The sequence below is a fragment of the Streptomyces sp. NPDC059906 genome, assembly GCF_042730645.1.
GTDB lineage: Bacteria > Actinomycetota > Actinomycetes > Streptomycetales > Streptomycetaceae > Streptomyces > Streptomyces rubrogriseus.
Genome location: NZ_JBHWKU010000009.1, coordinates 194,663 through 216,848 on the forward strand (window position 1 = coordinate 194,663; position 22,186 = coordinate 216,848).

Annotated in this window: 21 protein-coding genes and 1 pseudogene; 11 read left to right on the forward strand and 11 right to left on the reverse strand. The window is 73.7% G+C overall.

Going from position 1 to position 22,186, the window contains the following annotated elements:
- Nucleotides 1-17: 17 nt before the first annotated feature.
- Entirely contained in the window at nt 18-854 is an 837-nt protein-coding gene (locus ACFV9J_RS16875; protein ID WP_385354822.1) for a DUF72 domain-containing protein, read from the forward strand.
- Here ACFV9J_RS16875 and ACFV9J_RS16880 read toward each other — a convergent pair.
- Nucleotides 845-1,210: a GntR family transcriptional regulator gene (locus ACFV9J_RS16880; RefSeq protein ID WP_385354825.1), complete on the reverse strand. Its 366-nt coding sequence runs from the start codon at nt 1,208-1,210 to the stop codon at nt 845-847. The genes ACFV9J_RS16875 and ACFV9J_RS16880 overlap by 10 nt on opposite strands.
- Before the next feature lie 71 nt (nt 1,211-1,281).
- Between ACFV9J_RS16880 and ACFV9J_RS16885 the strand changes: the two genes are divergently transcribed.
- Nucleotides 1,282-2,208, forward strand: a complete 927-nt coding sequence (locus ACFV9J_RS16885) for a GNAT family N-acetyltransferase (protein ID WP_385354827.1) — start codon at nt 1,282-1,284, stop codon at nt 2,206-2,208.
- Nucleotides 2,189-2,689, forward strand: a complete 501-nt coding sequence (locus ACFV9J_RS16890; protein ID WP_385354829.1) for a DUF402 domain-containing protein — start codon at nt 2,189-2,191, stop codon at nt 2,687-2,689. Before ACFV9J_RS16885 ends, ACFV9J_RS16890 begins: the two co-directional genes overlap by 20 nt.
- 13 nt (nt 2,690-2,702) lie before the next feature.
- On the opposite strand, the gene ACFV9J_RS16895 is transcribed toward ACFV9J_RS16890, so the two are convergent.
- Entirely contained in the window at nt 2,703-3,320 is a 618-nt protein-coding gene (locus ACFV9J_RS16895; RefSeq protein WP_385354831.1) for a class I SAM-dependent methyltransferase, read from the reverse strand.
- A gap of 151 nt (nt 3,321-3,471) precedes the next feature.
- Here ACFV9J_RS16895 and ACFV9J_RS16900 point away from each other — a divergent pair, with 151 nt between their 5' ends.
- Together ACFV9J_RS16900 and cbcC are read left to right on the forward strand one after the other, a co-directional pair.
- Entirely contained in the window at nt 3,472-3,606 is a 135-nt protein-coding gene (locus ACFV9J_RS16900) for a hypothetical protein (RefSeq protein ID WP_385354833.1), read from the forward strand.
- Nucleotides 3,607-3,877: 271 nt separating this feature from the next.
- Entirely contained in the window at nt 3,878-4,936 is a 1,059-nt protein-coding gene (gene cbcC / locus ACFV9J_RS16905; RefSeq protein WP_385354835.1) for a carbohydrate-binding protein CbpC, read from the forward strand.
- A 118-nt stretch (nt 4,937-5,054) separates the two neighbouring features.
- Here the strand turns inward: cbcC and ACFV9J_RS16910 are convergent, their stop codons facing one another.
- Nucleotides 5,055-5,927, reverse strand: a complete 873-nt coding sequence (locus tag ACFV9J_RS16910; protein ID WP_385354837.1) for an esterase/lipase family protein — start codon at nt 5,925-5,927, stop codon at nt 5,055-5,057.
- 149 nt (nt 5,928-6,076) lie between these two features.
- Nucleotides 6,077-6,523, reverse strand: a complete 447-nt coding sequence (locus ACFV9J_RS16915) for a MarR family winged helix-turn-helix transcriptional regulator (protein WP_385354839.1) — start codon at nt 6,521-6,523, stop codon at nt 6,077-6,079.
- A 96-nt stretch (nt 6,524-6,619) separates the two neighbouring features.
- On the opposite strand from ACFV9J_RS16915, the gene ACFV9J_RS16920 reads away from it, so the two are divergent.
- On the forward strand, nt 6,620-6,994 hold the full coding sequence (locus tag ACFV9J_RS16920; protein WP_385354841.1) for a cupin domain-containing protein: 375 nt from the start codon (nt 6,620-6,622) through the stop codon (nt 6,992-6,994).
- A gap of 12 nt (nt 6,995-7,006) precedes the next feature.
- Here the strand turns inward: ACFV9J_RS16920 and ACFV9J_RS16925 are convergent, their stop codons facing one another.
- Nucleotides 7,007-7,975, reverse strand: coding sequence for a hypothetical protein (locus ACFV9J_RS16925; RefSeq protein ID WP_385354843.1), 969 nt, complete (start codon nt 7,973-7,975; stop codon nt 7,007-7,009).
- The gene (locus ACFV9J_RS16930) at nt 7,972-11,505 is read right to left on the reverse strand and encodes a DNA polymerase III subunit alpha (protein ID WP_385354845.1); all 3,534 of its coding nucleotides are present in this window, start codon (nt 11,503-11,505) and stop codon (nt 7,972-7,974) included. Before ACFV9J_RS16930 ends, ACFV9J_RS16925 begins: the two co-directional genes overlap by 4 nt.
- A 172-nt stretch (nt 11,506-11,677) precedes the next feature.
- On the opposite strand from ACFV9J_RS16930, the gene ACFV9J_RS16935 reads away from it, so the two are divergent.
- Nucleotides 11,678-12,742: a DUF3533 domain-containing protein gene (locus ACFV9J_RS16935; protein WP_385354847.1), complete on the forward strand. Its 1,065-nt coding sequence runs from the start codon at nt 11,678-11,680 to the stop codon at nt 12,740-12,742.
- A gap of 106 nt (nt 12,743-12,848) precedes the next feature.
- Here ACFV9J_RS16935 and ACFV9J_RS16940 read toward each other — a convergent pair whose 3' ends face one another.
- Nucleotides 12,849-13,931, reverse strand: a complete 1,083-nt coding sequence (locus ACFV9J_RS16940; protein WP_385354849.1) for a S1 family peptidase — start codon at nt 13,929-13,931, stop codon at nt 12,849-12,851.
- Nucleotides 13,932-14,201: 270 nt separating this feature from the next.
- On the opposite strand from ACFV9J_RS16940, the gene ACFV9J_RS16945 reads away from it, so the two are divergent.
- The 4 genes from ACFV9J_RS16945 to ACFV9J_RS16960 are packed head-to-tail and all read left to right on the forward strand — an operon-like array spanning nt 14,202 to nt 17,705.
- Entirely contained in the window at nt 14,202-15,122 is a 921-nt protein-coding gene (locus tag ACFV9J_RS16945) for an ABC transporter ATP-binding protein (protein ID WP_385354851.1), read from the forward strand.
- Nucleotides 15,119-15,838, forward strand: a complete 720-nt coding sequence (locus ACFV9J_RS16950) for an ABC transporter permease (protein ID WP_385354853.1) — start codon at nt 15,119-15,121, stop codon at nt 15,836-15,838. The genes ACFV9J_RS16945 and ACFV9J_RS16950 overlap by 4 nt, the downstream gene beginning before the upstream one ends.
- Nucleotides 15,835-17,043 carry a sensor histidine kinase gene (locus ACFV9J_RS16955; protein WP_385354855.1) on the forward strand — a complete coding sequence of 403 codons (1,209 nt, stop codon included), beginning with the start codon at nt 15,835-15,837 and terminating at the stop codon, nt 17,041-17,043. The genes ACFV9J_RS16950 and ACFV9J_RS16955 overlap by 4 nt, the downstream gene beginning before the upstream one ends.
- Nucleotides 17,040-17,705 carry a response regulator gene (locus ACFV9J_RS16960; RefSeq protein WP_385354857.1) on the forward strand — a complete coding sequence of 222 codons (666 nt, stop codon included), beginning with the start codon at nt 17,040-17,042 and terminating at the stop codon, nt 17,703-17,705. The genes ACFV9J_RS16955 and ACFV9J_RS16960 overlap by 4 nt, the downstream gene beginning before the upstream one ends.
- A gap of 70 nt (nt 17,706-17,775) precedes the next feature.
- On the opposite strand, the gene ACFV9J_RS16965 is transcribed toward ACFV9J_RS16960, so the two are convergent.
- The 4 genes and pseudogenes from ACFV9J_RS16965 to ACFV9J_RS16980 form a co-directional block, all read right to left on the reverse strand.
- A complete protein-coding gene (locus ACFV9J_RS16965) occupies nt 17,776-18,678 on the reverse strand; it encodes a S1 family peptidase (RefSeq protein ID WP_385354859.1) in 903 nt (300 codons plus the stop codon).
- 206 nt (nt 18,679-18,884) lie between these two features.
- Nucleotides 18,885-19,754, reverse strand: coding sequence for a DUF1684 domain-containing protein (locus ACFV9J_RS16970; RefSeq protein WP_385354861.1), 870 nt, complete (start codon nt 19,752-19,754; stop codon nt 18,885-18,887).
- 3 nt (nt 19,755-19,757) lie between these two features.
- Nucleotides 19,758-21,037: pseudogene (locus ACFV9J_RS16975) on the reverse strand (NtaA/DmoA family FMN-dependent monooxygenase).
- Between the two features lie 59 nt (nt 21,038-21,096).
- Nucleotides 21,097-22,176, reverse strand: a complete 1,080-nt coding sequence (locus tag ACFV9J_RS16980; protein ID WP_385354863.1) for an LLM class flavin-dependent oxidoreductase — start codon at nt 22,174-22,176, stop codon at nt 21,097-21,099.
- Between the last annotated feature and the right edge of the window lie 10 nt (nt 22,177-22,186).

Below are 22,186 nucleotides of genomic sequence, written 5' to 3' on the forward strand. Positions count from 1 at the left end.
GGTGCTTTGATGGGGGTATGACCCTGTTCGTCGGCACGTCGGGCTGGCAGTACCGGGACTGGCGGGAGAGCTTCTACCCGCCCGGTCTGCCGGTCCGGCTCTGGCTGGAGCACTACGCGGCCGCCTTCGCGACGGTCGAGATCAACAACGCCTTCTACCGCCTGCCCGCCCGGGAGACCTTCGCCGCCTGGCGGGACCGCGTCCCACCGGACTTCACGGTCGCGGTCAAGGCCAGCCGCTACCTGACGCACATCAAACGCCTGCGCGACCCGGCCGAACCGGTCGACCGCCTGATGACCCACGCGGCCGGTCTGGGCGACCGCCTCGGCCCGGTCCTGCTGCAACTGCCCCCGACCCTGCGCGCCGACCCGGACCTCCTGGACACCTGCCTGGCCTGCTTCCCGCCGGCCACCCGGGTCGCGGTGGAACCCCGGCACGAGTCCTGGTGGACGCCCGAGGTCCGCGAGGTCCTGGTCTCCCGGCGCGCGGCCCTGTGCTGGGCGGACGTCCGCGCCCGCCCGGTCACCCCGCTGTGGCGCACCACCGACTGGGGCTACGTCCGCTTCCACGAGGGCCGGGCCACGGCCTGGCCCCACTACGGCCGCCGCTCCCTGGCCACGTGGATCGACCGCATCACGACGACCTGGCCGAACACGAGCGACGTCTACACCTACTTCAACAACGACCCGAAGGGGGCAGCAGTGACGGACGCGGCGTTGTTGGCCAAACTGTCCCGCGCCTCAAACCTGACGGTCACCAGAACGCGCCCTGAAGGGGCGCGGGGAACTGCGCGACAAGCCACAGCGAACCCGCAGCCGGGCGGCGGCCCGAACCCCAACGGCGCTCACCCATAAGCCGCCCGCAGGGCATCCCGCACTGCAGCAAGCGCCTCCCCCTCCGACACCCCCAGCCGCCGAGCCCGCTCGGCATACCCCTGGGCCGCGACGGCCACCTCCCGCTGAGCCGCAGAGCCCGCGGCAGCGACGAACGTTCCGTTGCGCCCCCGCGTCTCGATCACCCCGTCCGCCTCCAGCGCCCGGTACGCCTTGGCGACCGTGTTCGCGGCGAGCCCGAGGGATTCGGCCAGTCCGCGCACGGTGGGCAGCCGGTACCCGACCGGCAGCGCTCCCGAGCGCGCCTGTTCGGAGATCTGCGCGCGCACCTGCTCGTAGGGCGGCGCACCGTCGTCGACATGGATCTTCAGGGTCACCCGGCGATTGTCCCGTATCCCCGCGAAAATGAGAGGCACCCGACCGCCCGGCCGCCGTAGCGTGCGCCCTCATGACCGTTCTTGTACGCGACCTGCGTTCCGACGACCCGGCCGATGTCGCGGCCTTCGCCCAGGTCCGCCATCTCGCCGTGCCGTTCATGCTGTGGACGCCCGAGGCGGTCGTGCACCGGCTCGTCCACACCCACCCGGACGCCCGGAGCCGGTCCCTGGTCGCGGAGGAGGACGGGGAGGTGATCGGCACCGCCCAGCTCGGGCTGGTGCACGACAGCCCGGAGCCCGGTCAGGGCTACCTGAACGTCTACGTCCATCCCGAGCGGTTCCGGCGCGGGGCCGGTGGCCTGCTGGTGCGTACGGCCGAGGAGTACCTGGCCGGCGAGGGAGCGACGAAGCTGTACTCCTGGGTGCTGGACGGCCCCGCCCACCTGGCCTTCGCCGAGCGGCACGGCTACGGACGGCGGCGCGCCTCGCACTTCCTCCGGCTGGACCTGGCGAACGCCGCGCTCCCGCCCCTGGGGTCCGCTCCCCCGGGTGTCGAGCTGCGCACGGCCGCCGACTACGCGGACGACCCCCGGCCCGTGTTCGAACTGGACGCGGAGACGGTCGCGGACGAACCGAGCGACGTCGGCGTCGAGTTCACGGACTACGAGGCCTGGCTCGCGGAGACCTGGCGGCACCCGCTGCTGGACCGCGAACTGACCACGGTCGTGGCCGTCGACGGCCGCCCGGCCGCGTTCAGCGTCGCCTACACCGACGGCACCCGGTACGCGACCGCGATGACCGGCACGGTGCGCGCGCGGCGCGGCCGGGGCCTGGCCAAGCTCGCCAAGACCGACTCCCTGCACCGGGCCCGCGCCGCCGGATACACGGAGGCGCTCACCGGCAACGACACCGACAACGGCCCGATGCTCGCCATCAACAAGTGGCTCGGGTACGAGATCTGCGCGACGGAGGTGCGCCATGTCCGTGAACTCGGCTGAACCGCCCATCGAGGTGGACGTGATCCTGGTCAAGGCGGGCCGTACCAAGATCCGGTACGCCGCCGCGCTGCTGCACGACGACGGCACCCGCCTCGCCGTGCGTGCCCCCTGGGCCGGGGACGGCGTACGCGACTTCGGCTTCGTGCGCTTCGAGGCCGGGGACGTCTTCACCGAGTACTACTGGCGCGACCGGTGGTACTCGGTGAAGGAGGTCCGGACCGCGGCCGGTGTGCTGAAGGGCTGGTACTGCGACATCGCCCGCCCCGCCGTCCTCACCGGCACGGAACTGGTCGTCGAGGACCTCGACCTGGACCTGTGGCGCTCCGCCGACGGCACGGACGTACGGCGCCTGGACGAGGACGAGTTCGCCGAGAGCGGGCTGGCGGACCGGGACCCGGGGGCCGCTGCCGCCGCGGTGGCCGCGCTGGAGGAACTGGAGCGGCTGGCCCGCGGGGACGGCTTCACCGGCCTGCTGGAGTAGCCCGCCGCGCGGCTCACCCGTACGTCACCACCACCGCGTACCGCTCGTCCGCCACCTCCCTGCCCCACAGCGACGGGTCGTCCGACAGCCGCTCCACCCGGCCCTGCCCGGCGAGCGGGCCGAGCAGGGCGGTGACCCGGTCGGCCGGTATGCCGACCGGGGAGACGCTCCCCCACACGCCCTCGACCAGGACCAGCCGCCCTCCGGGGCGCAGCAGCCGCCGCCAGTGCCGCAGCGCCCGGCCGGGGTCGGGCAGCGTCCACAGGACGTGCCGGACCAGCACGGCGTCGAAGCGCTGCTCCCCCACGGGCGGTGCCGCGGCGTCACCGGTGAGGAACACCGCGTCACGGCCGGCGAGCTTGGTCCTGGCCAGCTCCACCATGGCCGGGGAGAGGTCGACGCCGGTGACCCGGTGGCCCTGCTCGGCCGCGAGGAGCGAGAGGCTGCCGGTGCCGCAGCCCAGGTCGAGCACGTCGCCGGGGAGCACCGGCAGCCAGGAGGCCAGCCTGGCCGCCCAGGCCCGGCGCACCTCCGCGTCCCGCAGGCCGTGGTCCGGCTCGTCGTCGAAGGAGGCGGCCAGCGCGTCCCAGTCGGCACCCGGTGCGGTCGCTTCGTCACTGTTCCCACTCATGCGCCCAGGGTGACACCCGCCACTGACAACGGGGCCGGCGCACGGGAACGTGACAACCGCCACTGACAGTTGTGCATCGATGAGTGAGTCTCGGGGAAAGGGTCTACCTCCGTGAGAACGCGGAACCCGGTGGATCCGTAAGGAGGCAGCCATGCGCCGTCTGACCGTGCAGAAGCCCCTGAAGAAGACCGACGCCCGCCGAGTCCGCGAGGAGATCGACGAGCGGACCTCGGGGCGCCCGGAGGTCCGCAAGGACATCGCGCGCACCTGGTGGCCGGAGAGCTGACCGGCGGGTCCGGGCATGAGACGCCTCAGAGCAGCAGCCGCCTGCGGCCGCCACGTCCGCGGCGGTCACGGGCCGGATCCGTGCTCGTTCCATGCCGCGAACGGTAGCTACCTCAGCCCAGCCTGAGCACTCCCTTAACGCGACCATAAGGATCTCCGTCGCCCGCCTCCAGCAGGCGATTTCGCGGTTTCTCGGGGCTAGCTTGCTGATCGGCCCCACGGGTTCCGGCCCGCGTCGCCGCATCCCCAGTGACCGTTTCGAGGAGTTCCCCATGCCCGCATCGTCCGCGTCCCGCAGGGCCGCAGCCGTCGCCGTCGCCGGTCTCGCCCCGCTCGCCCTGACCACGTTGGCCGCCGCCCCCGCCTCGGCGCACGGTTCGATGGGCGACCCGGTCAGCCGGGTGTCGCAGTGCCACGCCGAGGGGCCCGAGAACCCGAAGTCGGCCGCGTGCAGGGCGGCGGTCGCCGCGGGCGGCACACAGGCGCTCTACGACTGGAACGGCATCCGCATCGGCAACGCCGCCGGCAAGCACCAGGAGCTGATCCCGGACGGCAAGCTGTGCAGCGCCAACGACCCGGCGTTCAAGGGTCTGGACCTGGCCCGCGCCGACTGGCCCGCGACCGGCGTGAGCAGCGGCTCGTACACCTTCAAGTACCGCGTGACGGCCCCGCACAAGGGCACTTTCAAGGTGTACATCACCAAGCCGGGCTACGACCCGGCCAAGCCGCTGGGCTGGGGCGACCTGGACCTGTCCGCGCCGGTGGCGACCTCCACCGACCCGGTCGCCTCGGGCGGCTTCTACACCTTCTCCGGCACGCTGCCGGAGCGGTCCGGCAAGCACCTGCTGTACGCGGTGTGGCAGCGCTCGGACAGCCCGGAGGCGTTCTACTCCTGCTCGGACGTCACCTTCGGCGGCGACGGCGGCGGCAGCAGCGGCAGCGGTGCGGCCACCGGCGACGACACCGCGTCCGGCGACGCGGAGGCGGGCGCCGCCCCGGCCCCGGAGGCCTCCGCGCCCTCCGAGGAGCAGCTCGCGGCCGCGGCGGAGAAGTCGACGATCGAGCACCACGGTCACGGCGACCAGGACGCGGCGACCACCACGGACCCGACGGACCCGGCCGCCGCCCCGGAGCAAGCGCCCGGTACCGCCGCCGAGCCCAACCAGGTCAAGGCCGCCGGCGGGGGTACGGAGAACCTCGCCGAGACCGGCGGGGACAGCACCACGCCCTACATCGCCGTCGGCGGCGCCGCGGCCCTGGCCCTCGGCGCGGCCGTCCTGTTCGCGTCGGTCCGGCGGCGCGCGACGACCGGTGGCCGGCACGGCCACTGACCCGGATCCCGGGGGAACCACGGGGGAACCACGGGGGCACGGGAAACGCGGGGCCCGTCCGGCGGCTCAGGCCGGGCGGGCCCCGCGTGACGTGCGCCGGGGCGCGGGGCAGCGCCCGTCAGCCGAAGACCGAGGCGCAGGTGGTGGGCGTGGCGTGCGCCGGGTCCAGGGCGTTGGTCACCTCGTGGAAGGCGATCCGGTCGAACAGTCCGATCGCCAGGTGCTCGGAGAGGTCGAACGGGCACAGGTCCTGCAGCAGGACGTTGCGCACGCCGGGGCCGTCGAGGAACTGGCTGCGGTACGGCGTGACCACCTCGTCGTACTTCGTGGCGAGGACGGTGTAGCGCACGCCGGGCACGGTGTCGCCGCCCGCGTTGAGCTTGGTGAGGACGTCGGAGCCGACGACCTGGTCGGCGAGGGCGGGGGTGTGCTCGTTGAGCAGGTCCTCGACGCCGGGGAAGTACGGCAGCAGGCGGGTGAGGCCGGACAGCGTGGTGCCGTGGTTGCTGGGCGCTATGCCGACCAGGGCGTTCACCTCGGCGGCTCCGCCGAGGAACTTGAGGTAGTAGCGGGGCATCATGCCGCCCTGCGAGTGGCCGACGAGGTCGGTCTCGGCGGCGCCGGTCGCGGCGAGCACCTTGTCGACGTGGGCGGCCAGTTGCTCGGCCGACTTCTCGACCGGGCCGAGTCCGTTGAAGAGCGGGACGCCGGGCAGTTGGCCGTAGTCGAGGGAGAAGACGCAGTAGCCGCGGTTCTTCAGGTAGGGCGCGAGGCCGAGCCAGTTGTCGACGGAGTTCCCGAAGGTGCCGTGGACCAGGACGACGGGGCGGGGGTGGGCGGCGGAGGGCTTGCAGGTGTAGTCGTTCCAGCCGGAGCTGGGGCGGGTGTCCGCGGTGGGGGCGGCGGTGGCGGTGACGGCTGGGACCAGGGCGACGGCGGCGGCCAGCAGCAGCGCGGCCAGGGGTCTGAGCACTCGGCTCCAGGGCAGCATCGGGTGATCTCCTTGCGGATCTGGGGAGTTGCGACGGCAGGGATGCCCCTGTGATCCGGATCACGGGATGCTGTTCACTCGTCAAGTTACGGGCGAGTAGTGCAAGTGTGAAGTTACGCGTCAGTAAAAACTTCCAGCGCTAACCGGCGTCACCAGACGGGCCGGACCGGCCCGCTCGGCGCCACCCGCAGCAGACCGTCGGCCAGCGCACGCGCTCCGTCCTCGCCGAGCACGTCGGCCCAGGCGCCCACGACCTCGGCCGCCGCCTCCTCCGCGGCCCGCGTGCAGGCCCACCCCGCGTCGGTCAGCACGATCAGCCGGGCGCGCGCGTCGGCGGGATGCGGCCGGCGCTCGACGTACCCCTTGCGGACCAGCTCGTCGACGAGCTGGCTCGCGGCCTGCTTGGTCGTCCCGAGGTGCACGGCGAGGTCGGTGACCGTCGCACCGTCGGGAGCGAGCCGGGCGAAGGCGAAACCGTGCGCGGGCCGCATGCCCTCGAAGCCGCGGGCGACGACACCCTCGTGGATGCGCTGCGTGAGTCCGCCGGCCGCGGCGAGCAGCGCGGCGGTCAGGGCCATGGCGTCGGAGTTCTGCACGGGGGCATTGAAACACCCTTGACGATTTGGTCAAGCAGCTTGACCATAGACCGCGGAAGTTAGTCAAGCCGCTTGACCATAGGTGAGGAGACAGCCATGCCCGTCGTCCGCTCGTCCGAAGGCGTCACCCACGAGATCCACGGCGCCCGCTTCGTCTCGTACGTCAGTCCCCGCGCCGGCAGCAAGGAGCTGTGCGCCTGGCGGGGCGAGATCCCGGCGGGGACGAAGGCGCCCGCGCACACCGTCGACCGGGAGGAGGTCTTCCACCTGCTCACCGGCGAGCTGCTGATCACCCTCGACGGCCGCACCGAGCGCGTCACCGCGGGCGACACCGTGATCATCGGCTCCGGGGCGACCCTCGCCGTCGAGAACCCCACCGACCGGACCGCGACCTCCTGGGTCACCACCTCCGTGGGCCTGACGGCGGAGCTGGCCGACGGCACCCGCATCACTCCCCCGTGGGCCAACTGACCCGCGGGGGCCTCACGCCGCCAGCGACCCCGGCATCACCGCCCTCGGCCCGAACTTCGCCCGCGCGCGGTCCGCGACCTCCTCGATCCGGCGGACCTTCTCGTCCACGGGGTCGAAGGTGAGCTGGTGGGAGGCGTGTTCGGCGGACGTGAGGCTCTCCGCGCGCAGGGCGACCGAACGGACCCGGGCGCGCTGGAGGCCGAGCGCCTCGTACATCTCGTAGGCGGTCCGGGTCAGGGCCGCCGAGTGCGCGGTCGGCTCCTTCAGGGTGCGGCTGCGGACGGTGGCCGACCGGTCGGCGTAGCGGACGGTCAGGGTGAGGGTGCGGCAGACCTTGTCCACGGCGCGCAGCCGGGCGCCCAGTTCCCCGGCGGACGAGAGCAGGGCGCGGCGGTGGCGGTCGGGGTCGAGTTCGTCGCGGTCGAAGGGGCGGTCGGCGGCCAGGGACCGGGAGACGCCGTTGGGGACGACCCGGCCGCGGTCGACGCCCTGGGCCTTCTCGTGCAGCTCGCGGCCGGTCCTCGCGCCGACCAGGCGCTGGAGGGTGGACAGCGGCGCGGCGGCGACCCGGCCGAGGGTGTCGAGGCCGTACTCGCACAGGGTGCGGGCGGTCGCGGTGCCGACGCCGGGCAGCGCGGCGACGGGCCTGCCGTCGAGGAACGCGCGCTCCTCGCCGCCGGGCACCGCGCGGGTCAGTCCCGGCCGGGCGTCGCGCAGGGCCATGCGGGCCAGCATCGGACCGGGTCCGGCGCCGATCACGCAGTCCACGCCGTGCAGCGCGAGGGCGCGGACCCGGATCACCGAGGCCAGTGCCACGGCGTCGCGCCCGAAGTACCGTTCGGCGCCGCGCAGGTCGGCCAGCGCGCCGTCGGGTGGCAGCGCCTCGACGACCGGCGTGAACTCCTCGAGGAGCCCGAGCAGTTCGGGCAGGGCCGCCTCGCGCGTCGGCGGCAGCTGGAAACGTACGCAGAGGATCGTCATCCCGCACTCCCCGGACTCTGGTGCCACAACTTCCTTCCGACCGCGGGCCCTTCGCCCGCGGGGCGCAGATCGGCCCAGGGATGCATCTCGTACCCCGTGGACATGCGGATCTTCCGCTGCCCCCCGCCGTTTCCGTCGCCGTCGGCGTCGGCGTCGGCGTCGGCGTCGGCGTCGGCGGCCTCGGGACCGGCGCCGGGGGCGTCGGCCAGCCGGGCGGCAACGCCCTCCAGGCCCTCCTGCCGGCGCACCTCCAGCAGGTCGGCGAGGTTCCAGGCGGCGGAGCCGACCACGCTGAGGCTGCGCGGGCCGCGCCGCTGCACCACCCCGCGCACCAGCAGCAGCCAGGAGTGGAAGACGGTGTGCGCGCAGGCGTCGTGCGAGTCGTCGAAGAAGGCGAGGTCGACCAGTCCCGAGCCGTCGTCCAGGGTGGAGAAGATGACCCGGCGGCCGGAGCGGACCGGCGGGGTCTGGGTGGCCGCCTTGGCGCCCGCGACCAGCACCGTCTCCCCGTGCCGGGCCTCGCGCAGCCGCTTGGCCGACACCACGCCCAGCTCGCGCAGGAAGGTGCGGTGGTCGTCCATCAGGTTGCGCGAGGCGTCCATGGACAGCACGCCGAGTTCGGCGCTGAGCCGCTCCGCCGAGGTGAGGTCGGGCAGCCCGGCGGAGGCGGTCTCGCGGCCGCCGGCCAGGGGGAGCTGGTCGCCGCGTCCGCCCCGGGCGCCGCGGTGCAGTTCGGTCAGGTGCAGTTGCAGGTCCCGGCGGTTGGCCCCGAACGCGTCCAGCGCGCCGACCTGGGCGAGCCGTCCGGCCAGCGGCCTGCTGGGGCGGGCCCGTTCCCAGAAGTCGAGCAGGGAGGCGTAGGGCTGCCCCGCGGCGATCCGCTCCGCCTCGGCCTCGCTGATGCCGTGCACGTCCGAGAGGGCGAGCCGGAGTCCCCACGTGGCGGGCTTCCGTGACCTCCGCGACTTCTGTGATTCAGACACCAGTTCGATCCTGTGTGCGACCCCCGACTCGTTCACGTCCAACGGCAGGATCGGCACCCCGCGCCGCCGCGCGTCCGCCAGCAGCAGCCGCTTGGGGTACATGCCGGGGTCGTGGGTGAGCAGGCCCGCGTAGAAGGCGGTCGGGTGATGGGCCTTCAGCCACGCCGACTGGTACGTCGGCACCGCGAAGGCGACGGCGTGCGCCTTGCAGAAGCCGTAGCTGCCGAAGGCCTCGACGATCTCCCAGGTGCGCTGAATCGTTTCCGCGTCGTATCCGTTCGCCGCCGCGTGCTGGGCGAACCACACCTTGATCCGCCCCTGCGACTCCGGGTCGGAGAGGCCGCGGCGCACCCGGTCCGCCTCGCCGCGTCCGCAGCCGGTCATGATGGCGACGATGTCGATGATCTGCTCGTGGAAGACGACGACCCCGTACGTCCCCGCCAGCGGCTCCGCCAGGTCCTCGTGCGGGTGGCGCACCGGCGCCCGGCCGTGCCGGGCCTCGATGAACGGCCGCACCATGTCGGCGGCGACCGGTCCCGGCCGGAAGAGCGAGATGTCGACCACGAGGTCGTGGAAGGTGGCCGGCTGGAGCCGCCCCACCAGGTCCCGCTGGCCGGGTGACTCGATCTGGAAGCAGCCCAGCGTCTCGGCGGACCGGATCATCCGGTACGTCGCCGGGTCGCCCTCGGGTACGGCGTCCAGGTCGACCTCGGTGCCGGTGGCCCGCTTCACCTCGGCGACCGCGTGCGCCATCGCCGACTGCATCCGCACCCCGAGCACGTCCAGCTTGAGCAGCCCGAGGTCCTCCACGTCGTCCTTGTCGAACTGCGCCATCGGGAAGCCTTCACCGCTGGTCGGCATGACCGGCGTACGGGAGAGCAGGGAGGCGTCGGACAGCAGGACGCCGCAGGGGTGCATGGCGACGCCGCGCGGGAGGGCGTCGAGGCCCTCGACCAGCTCCCAGAGCCTGCCGTACCGCCCTCCTCCGTCCCGCCGGGACTCCCCCGCCAGTTCCTTGAGTTCGGGCAGTTCCGCCAGCGCCGCGCGGGCATCGCGGGCGCGGATGTGCGGGAAGGACTTGGCCACGCGGTCGATCTCGGCCGGGTCCATGGACAGCGCGGCGCCCACGTCGCGGATGGCGTGGCGCACCCGGTACGTCTCCGGCATGGCGACGGTGGCGACCCGCTCGGTGCCGAACCGGCCGATGATCGCGCGGTAGACCTCCAGGCGGCGCGCGGACTCCACGTCGATGTCGATGTCGGGCAGCACCACCCGCTCCTTGGACAGGAACCGCTCCATCAGCAGCCCGTGTTCGACCGGGTCGGCGTGGGCGATGCCCAGCAGGTGGTTGACGAGCGAGCCCGCGCCGGAGCCGCGCGCGGCGACCCGGATGCCCATGTGCCGTACGTCGTCCACGACCTGGGCGACGGTGAGAAAGTACGAGGCGAAGCCGTGGTGGGCGATGATGTCCAGCTCGTGGTGCATCCGCTCCCAGTACTCGCGGCGGCCTGGGCGCCGGTCGTAGCCGCGCCGCACCATGCCCGCCGCCGCCCGGGAGGCGAGCGCCCGCTGGGCGGTGCGGCGCCCGGCGCCGACGAGGTGCGGTTCGGGGAAGTGGACGGCGCCCATGCCGAGGTCGTCCTCGGGGTCGACCAGGCACTCGGCGGCCGTGGCCTGCGTCTGCTCCAGCAGGCGGTGGGCGGTGTCGCGGCGGAAACCCGCGGACTCGACGATCCGCTCGGCGGCGTGCCGCATGGCACCGGCGTCCTTGAGCCAGGCCTCGCCGGAGTCCAGTTCCTTGGTGGCGTCGATCGGGACGAGGCGGCGGGCGGCGTCCAGGACGTCGGCGACCCGGCCCTGGCCGGGGTCGGCGTAGCGGACGGCGTTGGAGAGCACCGGCCGCACCCCCTGTTCGGCGGCGAAGCCGACGGTGCGGGCGGCCAGCCGCAGGGAGCCGGGTCCGGTGCCCTCGCGGCCGTGCCAGACGGCCTCCAGGCGCAGGGCGTCGCCGTAGACCTCCCGCCAGGGGGCGAGGAGCCGCGCGGCGCGGTCGGGACGCCCGGCGGCGAGGGCGCGGCCGACGTCGGAGCCGGGGCCGAGCAGGACGGTCAGGCCGTCGGCGTGGTTGTCGGGCCAGGACAGCAGCGGGGTGCCCTCGGCCGTGTGGGCGGCGGAGACCAGGCGGCACAGGTCGGCCCAGCCGCGGGCGCCGTCCCGGGCGAGGAAGGTCGCCCGGGGGGCCGACTCGTCGACGAAGGCGCCGCCGCGCACGGGAACGCGGCGGCGGTCCCGGCGTACCGAGGTGTCCGTGCGGCCGGCTTCGGGCTCGGGGGCGGCGAGGGCCAGCTCCGCGCCGAACAGGGGGCGGACGCCCGCCTTCGCGCAGGCCTTGGCGAAGCGGACCGTCCCCGCGAGGGTGTCGCGGTCGGTGAGGGCGAGGGCGTCCATGCCCCGCTCGAAGGCGCGCTCGGCCAGCCGCTCCGGGTGGGAGGCGCCGTAGCGGGCGGAGAACCCGGAGACGGTGTGCAGATGCGTGAAACCCGGCATCACGCACCTCCCGACTCATGAACCGACGCATGCCCATGCAGGCCCGACGCCATTATCGAACGTCTGTTCCCAGCTACCCCACCCACCATACCCCCATCGTCGAATGTGTGTGCGACATCCATTTGGCCCCGTCCCACCTGCGCAAACGCTCCCCGACCCGGACTGTGGGGACATGTCACACACACCGGGCCCCGGCACGCGAAGCGGCTCCTTCCTCGGTGAGGTGAAGGACGCCGTCACCCCGCGGGCCACCCTGCTCGTGCTCGGCGTGATCGCGCTCCAGCTGCTGTTCATCGCCTCCTACGTGGGGGCGCTGCACGACCCGCGGCCCAAGGACGTGCCCTTCGGGGTGGCCGCACCCGGGGCGGCCGCCGGGCAGACGGTGGACCGGCTGGAAGGACTGCCCGGCTCCCCGCTGGACCCGCGCACGGTGGCCGACGAGGCGGCCGCCCGGCGGCAGATCATGAACCGGGAGATCGACGGCGCCCTGGTCCTGGACCCCGACGGCAGACAGGACACCCTGCTGGTCGCCTCCGGCGGCGGCACCGCTCTCGCCACCACCCTGGAGCGCGTCGTCGGCAAGGTGGAGCAGGCCCAGGAGCGCACGGTGCGGACCGTCGACGTGGCCCCGGCCTCGCGCCACGACTTCAACGGGCTGTCGTCCTTCTACCTGGTCGTGGGCTGGTGCGTCGGCGGCTACCTGTGCGCCTCGATCCTGGCGATCAGCACCGGCGCCCGGCCGGCCAACCCGCGCCGGGCGGCGATCCGGCTCATCGTGATGGCCCTGGTCGCGATCGTCGGCGGGCTCGGCGGCGCGGTGATCATCGGGCCGATCCTGGGCGCGCTGCCCGGCGGCGTGCTGGACCTGTGGGGGCTCGGCGCGCTGATCACCTTCGCGGTGGGCGCCGCCACACTGGCCCTCCAGGGCGTCTTCGGGATCGTCGGCATCGGCCTCGCGATCCTGCTGGTGGTGATCGCGGGCAACCCGAGCGCGGGCGGCGCCTTCCCGCTGCCGCTGCTCCCGCCGTTCTGGAAGGCAATCGGCCCGACGCTGCCACCGGGCGCGGGCACCTGGGCGGCCCGCTCGATCGCCTACTTCAAGGGGAACGACGTGACCGCCTCCCTGCTGGTGCTGTGGGCGTGGGCGGTGGCGGGGACGGTGATCACGATGCTGGCGGCCGTGCTGCCGCGCCGGGGGCGGCCGCAGACGGACCTGCCCGCGGCACCGGCCGCCTGACCGTCGTCCGCGCGCGGGAGCCCCGGCCGGGCACCCGGAAGTCCCGCCCCTCGCGCGCGGGACGGGACTTCACAGGTGTGCGAGTACTGCTCGGCCGATCGGCGGCTCAGCCGATCTGCGTACCGGTGGCCGACAGGGCCTCCGTCACCGGCTGGAAGAAGGTCTCGCCGCCCGAGGTGCAGTCGCCGCTGCCGCCGGAGGTGAGGCCGACGGCCTGGTCGCCCGAGAAGAGCGAGCCGCCGCTGTCGCCGGGCTCGGCGCAGACGTCGGTCTGGATCAGGCCGTTGACGATGTCGCCGTTGCCGTAGTTCACGGTGGCGTCCAGGCCGGTCACCGTCCCGTCGTGCACCTGGGTGGTGGAACCGCTGCGGGTCACCTGCATGCCGACGGTGGCGTCTGCGGCGCCCGAGATGGCCTGCGAGGAGCCGTCGTAGAGGTTCACCTCGCTCGGGTGGTCCACCTCGGCGGTGTACTTGACCAGGCCGTAGTCGTTGTCCGGGAAGCTGGACGCCTCGTTCTCGCCGATGACGTTCCCGGAGGAGTCCGACCAGGTCGAGATGGACTCGGTGCAGTGGCCGGCGGTGATGAAGTACGGCTCGCCGCCCTTGGTCACGTTGAAGCCGAGCGAGCAGCGCCCGCCGCCTCCGGTGATGGCGTCGCCGCCCGCGACGAAGGGCTTGTACTCGCCCTTGGTCCGCTTGAGCTCGGCCTTGGCGCCCAGTCCGTCGACCACCTTGGTCAGCTTGGCCAGTTCGGCCCCGGAGACCGTGCGGTCGGCGGTGACGACGACCTTGTTGGTGGTCGGGTCGGTCGCCCAGGACGTGCCCGGGATCGTCGCGTCCTTCGTGAGGGCGGTGCGCGCGCTCTTCAGGTCGGCGAGCGAGTTCTCGACGACTCTGGCCTTGGCGCCGGCCTCCTCCACGGTCTGCGCGGCGCTCTGGTCGAGCACGTTGACGACGAGGCTCTTGGCCTGCGCGTCGTAGTACGTGCCCGCCGCGTCGGCGCCGAGGTCGCCGAGCAGCGTCGAGGCGAGCTTTCCGGCCGCCGTGACCGACAGGGTCTGGGGCGCGGCGGTCTCGGGGGCCTCGCTGGCGTTCGCAGTCTGGAAGGTGACTCCGGCCGCGACCAGTGCGGTGATTCCCGCACCTACCACGGCGACCCGCCGCCTGGGTATGCGTCGGTGCTTCAACTCACGTCCTCCTGTGGGGGGTCGGCCCGGAGGTTGTGGGGACCTCGCGGACCGGAAGGCTGGTTGACGAGCGTTAACTCTTCCGATTCCACAGGCCGCACACAAGGTCGACTCCAGGACGTGCGCACGACAACTCCAGCGTGGTCACACGGCCTTCACCTCTTTCTCGCGAGCGCGCAGGAGGCGGCAGCGGTCTCCCCCTCTGGTGGGAGTCCGGGTTTCGACCCTGGGTGGAAGACGGGGAGATCGGCACGCCGGAGGCTTTCGGGCATGACTTCTTCACGAGGCGCCGGGGACCCGGCGGCCATCAGGGTCGAGGGGCTGACCAAGCGTTACGGCCGCAGGACGGCGGTCGACGACCTGTCGTTCACAGTCGGAACCGGGAGGGTGACGGGGTTCTTCGGCCCGAACGGGGCGGGGAAGACCACCGCCCTCAAAGCGGTCGTCGGACTGGCGCGGCCGACGGCGGGCCGGGCGTTCGTACGGGGCACGCCGGTCGCCGCCCTCAGGCCCGACGCCCGGCTGCTCGGCGTGCACATCGAGCCCTGCGGGGCCCATCCCGGCCGCACCGGCGGGGCGCACCTGCGCTCGCTGGCCGCACTGGCCGGACTGCCCCGCCGCCGGGTCGGTGAGGTGCTGGAACTCGTCGGCCTGGCGGAGGCGGCCCGGGGCCGGGTCGGGAAGTACTCGATGGGCATGCGGCAGCGGCTCGGGCTCGCCGCGGCGCTCCTGGGCGATCCGGAGATCCTGGTGCTGGACGAGCCGGTGAACGGCCTGGACCCGCAGGGCATCCGCTGGTTGCGCACGCTGTTGCGGGAGCGGGCCGCGAAGGGGGGCACGGTCCTGCTGTCCAGCCACATGCTGGGCGAGGCGGCCCAGACCGTCGACGACGTGGTCGTGATCAACCGGGGACGGCTGGTCCACGAAGGCGCGATCCGGGACCTCGAACGGTCCGGGGAAAGCGTGGTCGCGGTGCGCACCGCCGAGGCCGAGCGCCTGTCGGAGCTGGTGACCGCGGCCGGGGGCCGCACGAAGGCCGACGACGGAGGCGGGCTGCTGGTCGAGGGGCTCGACGTCGCGGAGGTGGCGCGGCTGGCCCACCGCGACGGTGTCCTGCTGGAGGAGATCACCGAGCGGACCGCGTCGCTGGAGGACGCGTTCTTCGGCCTCACGGGAGGGGCGGACCGGTGAGTCATCTGCTGCGCGGCGAACTGATCAAGACCGTGACCACCCGGACCGTCCTGGGCTTCGCGGTGGGCGCGGCCGCGTTCGCCGCTCTCAACGCCCTTGTGGTCGCGGCGTGGTCGGGCACGCTGGACGAGGTGCCCGAGAAGGAGGAGGCCCTGTCGGCGATGCCGGTCCTGCTCCTGCTCTGGGGGCTGGTCGGCGCGGCCGGTGAGTACCGGCACCGGACGGCCGCGCCGGCGGCACTGGTGGGCCGCCGTGGCCGCGGGGCCGTGCTGTCGGCGAGAATTGCCGCTTACGCGCTGACCGGGCTCCTGCTCGGCGCGCTGACGACCACGGTGTCGGTCGGGCTCGCGCTGCCGCTGCTGAGTGACCAGCCGGGTCCCGATCTCACCCCGGGAGACGTCGGTGCCGTCGTGGCGGGCAACCTGGTGGCGTTCGTCCTGTCCACGATCCTGGGTGCCGCCCTCGGCGCCCTGATCCGCAGCCCGGTCCTGGGAGTGGTCGTCCTGCTGGTGGTGAACTTCGCCGTGGTCCCGCTGCTGTCCGGCGTCTGGGAAGCGGGCGTCAACCTCACGCCGTTCGGCGCGGCCGGGATCCTGAGCCGGATGACGCACCACACGACGCTGTCGGTGGTCTCGGCCGGATGGGTACTGGCCGCCTGGACGGCCGCGGTCACGCTGGTCGCGGTCCTCGTCGAGCGACGGCGCGATCTGGCGTGAACGTGCTCTTCCGGCGGGCCCGGGCGGCGTACGACCTGCTGGTCGCGCGCCGCTCGGCGCTGTTCGACCTCGTGCTGGCGGTGATCACGACCGGAGTGGAGATCGGGCAGCTCTTCGACGGCGGTACCCCGGTCGTCGTGATCCCGGCCGACGCGATCCCGGTCGGCGTGATCCCGGTCGTGGTGACGGTGCTGACCGGCTCCGCTCTGCTCCTCCGCCGGCGCGCCCCCCTGACCGTGCTCGTCGCGGCCTGTGCGGGCGCCGCGGTGCTCGCATGGCTGGGCTACTCGCCGGGCGGGGCGCCCGTCGTGGTCGCCCTCGCCTCGCTCGCCGACCTGCGGGACCGGAGGGTGTCGGTGGCGGCGCTCGTGCCGACGGCGCTGTTCCTGCTGCTGGCGAGCATCACCTCGCTGCCCGTCCCGATCGGCGCCTGGGCGCTCGGCTCGTACCTCCAGACCCGGCGGCGCTACACCCGGGCGCTGGAGGACCGCGCGGCTACCCTGGAACGCGAGCGCGAGCAGCTCGACCAGATCGCGGCGCAGCGGGAACGCACCTCCATCGCCCGCGAACTGCACGACATCGTCGCCCACTCGGTCACCGTCATGCTGATCGGTGTGCGCGGCGCCCGGGACGTCCTGCCGACCGATCCCGGGGTCGCGGCCGAGACCCTGGAACGGGTCGAGGTCAACGCGGAGCAGAGCCTGGCCGAACTCCGCCGGATCCTCGGCCTGCTGCGCACGCCGGACAACGACGCGCAGTGGCGGCCGCAGCCCTCGCTCGGCCAGCTCCCCGAGCTGGTTTCCGGATACCGGACCGCCGGGATGCCCGTACGGCTGGAGTCCACCGGCGAGGCCCGGCCGCTGGCCGGCGGCCTCGAACTGTCGGCCTACCGAATCGTCGAGGAGGCACTGACCAACGTGCTCAAACACACCGACCCCACCCGGGTCACGGTGACGCTCCACTACGGCCGGACGCGGTTGGACGTCACGGTCGAGGACGACGGCGGCGGAGCCGGCGGTGGGGGCGAAGACAAAGACGGAGGCGGAGGCGGAGGCGGTCCGGCCCCGTCGGGCGCCGGGCACGGCATCCGCGGGATGCGGGAACGCGCGGCGGTGACGGGCGGCAGCCTGGACGCCCGCCGCACCGCCGGCGGTTTCGTGGTGACCGCCCGGCTGCCGGTCGGCGACGCCGGGGGTGCGGCATGACCATCCGTCTGCTGATCGTCGACGACCAGGAGCTGATCCGTACCGGCTTCCGGCTGTTCCTGCAGACCCAGAACGACCTGGAGGTCGTCGGCGAGGCCGCCGACGGCGACGAGGCGCTCGACCGGGCCGCCGCGCTGCGTCCCGACGTGGTCCTGATGGACATCCGCATGCCCCGCATGGACGGTGTCGAGGCCACCTCCCGGCTGACCGCCTCCGACGACCCGCCCCGGGTGCTGATCCTCACCACCTACGACCTGGACGAGTACGTCTTCGGCGCACTGCGGGCGGGCGCGTCGGCTTTCCTGCTGAAGGACGCCTCGCGCGCCCGTCTGCTGGAGGCGATCCGCGTCGTCCACGCCGGTGAGGCCCTGCTGTCGCCGTCGATCACCCGCAGGCTGATCGAGGACTACGCCACCCGCGCCGCACCGGTCCGGCCGCGGGAGGCGGTGCTGGCCGGTCTGACCCCGAGGGAACGGGAGATCCTCCTCCTGGTGGCCAGGGGCCTGTCGAACCCGGAGATCGCCGCGCGCCTGGTCGTGACCGAGGCGACGGTGAAGAGCCACGTCGGCAGCATGTTCGCCAAGCTCCAGCTGCGGGACCGCGCCCAGGCCGTGGTGTTCGCCTACGAGAACGCGATCGTCCTCCCCGGCGGCACGGGCTGAGCCCCCGCACACCGTCGCCGCGGTGTGCGGGGGCTCGCTCGTCGCGCTGCCGGCCGCGCTCGATGGCCGACTAGTAGACGCTGACGCCGTAGGCGCTCAGGGCCTCCGTCACCGGCTGGAAGAACGTCGTACCGCCGGAGGAGCAGTTGCCGCTGCCGCCGGAGGTCAGACCGTACGCGGTGCCGTTGCTGCCGTAGAGCGAGCCGCCGGAGTCGCCGGGCTCGGCGCAGACCGTGGTCTGGATCAGCCCGCCGACGACGTCGCCGCCGCCGTAGTTGACGGTGGCGTTCAGGGCGGTGACCCGACCGCTGTGGGTGCCGGTGGTGGAACCGTCGCGGATGACGGTGGTACCCACGCTCGGGGTGGCGGCGCGGGTGATGTCCACGCCGTTGGCGGTGCCGGGCCGGGAGACGGACCCGGTGTACCGCACGATGCCGTAGTCGTTGCCCGGGAAGCTGGAGCCCGCCGTCTGTCCGATGACGGTGCCTCCGGAGCTGGCCCGCCAGGCGCCGGCGCCGTCGGTGCAGTGACCGGCGGTCAGGAAGTACTCGGCGCCGCTGCTGGTGCGGACGTTGAAGCCGAGGGAGCAGCGCCAGCTGCTCGCGTAGATGGCGTCGCCGCCCTGGATGAGCTTGCTGAACGTGCCGGGGGTGCGCTTGATCGTGAGCGCGCCGGCCTTGTCGCCGGCCTGCTCCTTGATCTTCGCTATCTCGGCCTGGGAGACGGTGCTGTCGACGGTGAGCAGCACCCGGCCGGACTTGCTGTCGACGGCCCAGGCGGTGCCCGGGACGTCGGCCTGGAGTACCGCGCTGCCGGCGCTGCTCAGCTCGGCGGCGCTGAAGGTGGCCGGGGTGGGTGCCGCGTTCGCGCTGGGGATCGCGACGGCGGCCGCGGCCACGAGGCCGGTGGACACGGCGATCAGCCGAGTCCGTCTCGTGATGCCGCTGCGGGGGGTGGTGCGCTTGATCCTCACTTTTCGTTCCTCCACAGGGGAAGTCGGGGGCCCCGCTCGTGGGGGTGGGGGCCCGTGAGGCGCAGCCAGGGGACAGACCTCCGGGTTCCGAATACGTCGTGCCCCTGACAAGCGCTGAGGTGGAGTATTCGGCCGAACGTCCGGTCGGCGCAAGAGCGCCTTTCGGCCGTCAAGCTTTGAACGACCTTTACCAACCCCTGTAGGCCTCAGCGCAGTTCGCGCTCCCCCGCCTCGACGCGGGCCCCCAGGGTGTTCCCCGGCGGCGGGAAGGGACAGACGAAGTGGTCGGCGAACGCGCACGGCGGCAGCAGCGCACGGTTGAGGTCGACCGTCGTACGCCCCTCGGCGTCCGGTGCGGCCGGGCGCAGGAACCGGAAGCGGTAACTGGTGCTCCCGCTGGTGGCGTCGGCGAAGACGGCCCACAGGGAGCCGTCGTCCTCGACGCCCACCTGGAGGGTGTGCCCCCGTCCGTCCAGCTCGAAGGCCAGCTCCCCGCCGAGCGCCAGCCCGCGCTCCCGGCCGTCCGCGTTCGGCACCCGCACGCTGCGCCGCCCCGTGCCGTACGGGGTGAAACGGCCCGGGACCGACCAGCGCGGGTCGTACGGCGTGGCCGCGATGCCGCGGAACGCCCGCCGTGCGGGGGCGGCCGGGTCGAAGTCACGGACGCCCCACAGCCCCTCGCGGACCAGCACGACCAGCCGCCGCTCGCCGCGGGCCACCCGGGCGGCCTCCACCGGTCCCCGGTCGGCCGTGAGCCGTGCCTCGCCGTCCAGGAGCCGCCCGTCCACGGTGAGCCCGTCCGCGCGGCCGGCCGTCAGCAGCACCGCGTCGCCGTCCGTCGTCCACCGGCCGGGGATGTCCGGAAGTTGCCCGTCCGGATGATCCTCCAGCCAGTGCGTGCCGGTCAGCGCGAGCGGCCCGTAGGGCGCCGAGACCGTGCTGACGCGCTGCTCGTGCCACCGCTTCCACGCGTCGGAGGCGTCGGGCGCGTCGGAGGCGTCGGACGCGTCGGGCGCGTCGCCGGGTGCGCGGTCGGATGCCTTGTCCGGTGTGTCGCCTGGTGAGCCCTTCGTCATGGCTCAAGCCTTCCACACCGGGTCGGACAGACCGAGGTGGGAACGCAGGGTGGCGCCCTCGTACGCGGTACGGAACGCGCCGCGCTCCTGCAGCAACGGGACCACCCGGTCCACGAACTCGTCCAGCCCGCCCGGGGTCAGATGCGGTACGAGGATGAAGCCGTCGGCGGCGTCCCGCCCCACGAACTCGGTCAGTTCGGCGGCGACCTGCCCGGGCGTGCCGACGAAGGACTGCCGGGCGCCCGCCTCGATCACGGTCTGCCGGATGGACAGTCCCCGCTCCTGCGCCAGCGCCCGCCACTTCTCGGCGGTCGCGACGCTGTCGCCCTGCCGGGTCCGCCCCTGGCTGAGCCGCGGGTCGGCCACCGGGTCGACGTCGGGCAGCGGCCCGTCGGGGTCGTACGCGGACAGGTCGACGCCCCAGATCTGCTCCAGCGTGAGCAGCGCCGTCTGCGGGGAGACCTGCCGCCACCGGATCTCCTCGGCCCGCTCCCGCGCCTCGGCGGCGGTGTCCCCGAGGACGACGGTGACGCCGGGCATGATCTTGAGGTCGCCGGGGCTGCGGCCGTACCTCGCCAGGCGGCGTTTGACGTCGGCGTAGAAGGCACGGCCCGCGTCCAGGGTGCCGTGCCGGGTGAAGATCACGTCCGCCGACGAGGCGGCGAACTCCCGGCCCTCGTCGGAGTCGCCCGCCTGGATCACCACCGGGTGCCCCTGCGGGGAGCGGGGCAGGGTGAACTCGCCCGCGATGTCGAAGTGCCGCCCGTGGTGGGCGAAGGGGCGGGGGTGCCGTCCGGGGCCCAGGAGTCCCACAGCTCCCGTGCCGTGGCCACGAACTCGGCGGCGCGGGTGTACCGCTCGGCCCGGTCCAGGTAGCCGCCGCGCCGGAAGTTCTCGCCGGTGAAGGCGTCGGAGGAGGTCACCACGTTCCAGGCCGCCCGGCCGCCGCTGAGGTGGTCCAGGGTGGCGAGCCGGCGGGCGAGTTCGTAGGGCTCGTTGAAGGTGGCGTTGACCGTGGCGGCGAGGCCGAGGCGGCCGGTGACGGCGGCGAGCGCGTTCAGCACGGTCAGGGACTCGGGGCGGCCGACCACGTCCAGGTCGTGGATGCGGCCCTTGTGCTCGCGCAGCCGCAGTCCCTCGGCGAGGAAGAAGAAGTCGAACAGGCCGCGTTCGGCGGTGCGGGCGAGGTGTTCGAAGGAGGCGAAGTCGATCTGCGAGCCCGAGCGCGGATCGGCCCAGACGGTGGTGTTGTTGACCCCCGGGAAGTGCGCGGCGAGGTGCATCGGCTTCGGCTGCCTCGGTGCCGGCTGCCTCGGTGCCGGCTGCCTCGGTTTCGGTCCGGTCATGACGCTCCCTGCGCGACGGTGTACTGGTTGGCGGGCCGGGTCAGGCCCAGGTGGTCCCGGAGCGTGCTGCCCGGGTAGAAGGTGCGGAACAGGCCCCGGTGCTGGAGCAGGGACACCGTGCCGTTGACGAGGCGTTCCAGGTCCCGGCGCGGCTCGACGGGGGTGAGGTGGAAGGCGTCGACGGTGCCGTCCCGGTGCCAGGAGACGATCAGTTCGGCCAGGTCGACGGGGCCGCCGCGATATAGCGGGCCGTGCGGCGTGGCGCGGGGGCCGCCGCCGCCGTGCCCCGGTTCGGCCGCGTACTCGCCGTCGCCGAGGTCGACGTCCAGGGCGGCGAGGACCCGCAGCTCGTCCGGGTCGCGGCCGTGCGCCTCGGCAAGTGCCCGCAGTTCGGCCCGCGCGGCGGCGGCCCGGGCGGGGAGCGCGGTGCGCACGAGGGCCACGTCGGCGTACCGGGCGGCGACCGCCCGTGCGGCCCGGTCGGTGGCGTCGACCACGCGCACGGGGTGCCCCTGCGGGGGTCGCGGCACGATCGAGGGGCCCTTGACGGAGAAGGCTGAGCCGGTGAAGTCGACGTGGTGGAGCTTGTCCCGGTCGACGAAGCGGCCGGTGGCCGCGTCCCGGATCTCGGCGTCGTCCTCCCAGCTGTCCCACAGCCGCGCCGCCACGTCGGCGACCTCGCCGGCCTCCTGCCAGAGCGCGTCGGCGGAGGCGGCGTGGCGGCGGCCGAAGAGGCGGGCCTCGCCCTCGGTGGTGGACACCTCGATCCGCCAGCCGGCCCGGCCGCGGCTGACCCAGTCCAGGGTCGCCACGGCCGCCTGGACGTGGAAGGGCTCGGTGTGGGTGGTGGTGACGGTGGGGACCAGGCCGACACGCCGCGTGGCGGGCGCCAGCCGGGACAGGACGGCGAGCGCGTCGGGACCGGGGCGGGCGAGGCCGTCGTCCAGGGTCACGAAGTCGAGCGCACCGCGTTCGGCGAGCCGGGCGGCCGACACGTACGCGTCGGCGTCGTGCACCGACCGCCGGTCCAGTGCGGTGGCCAGGTGCAGCCGCCGCCTGCCGTGGGAGGAGGTCATGCGGGGTCAT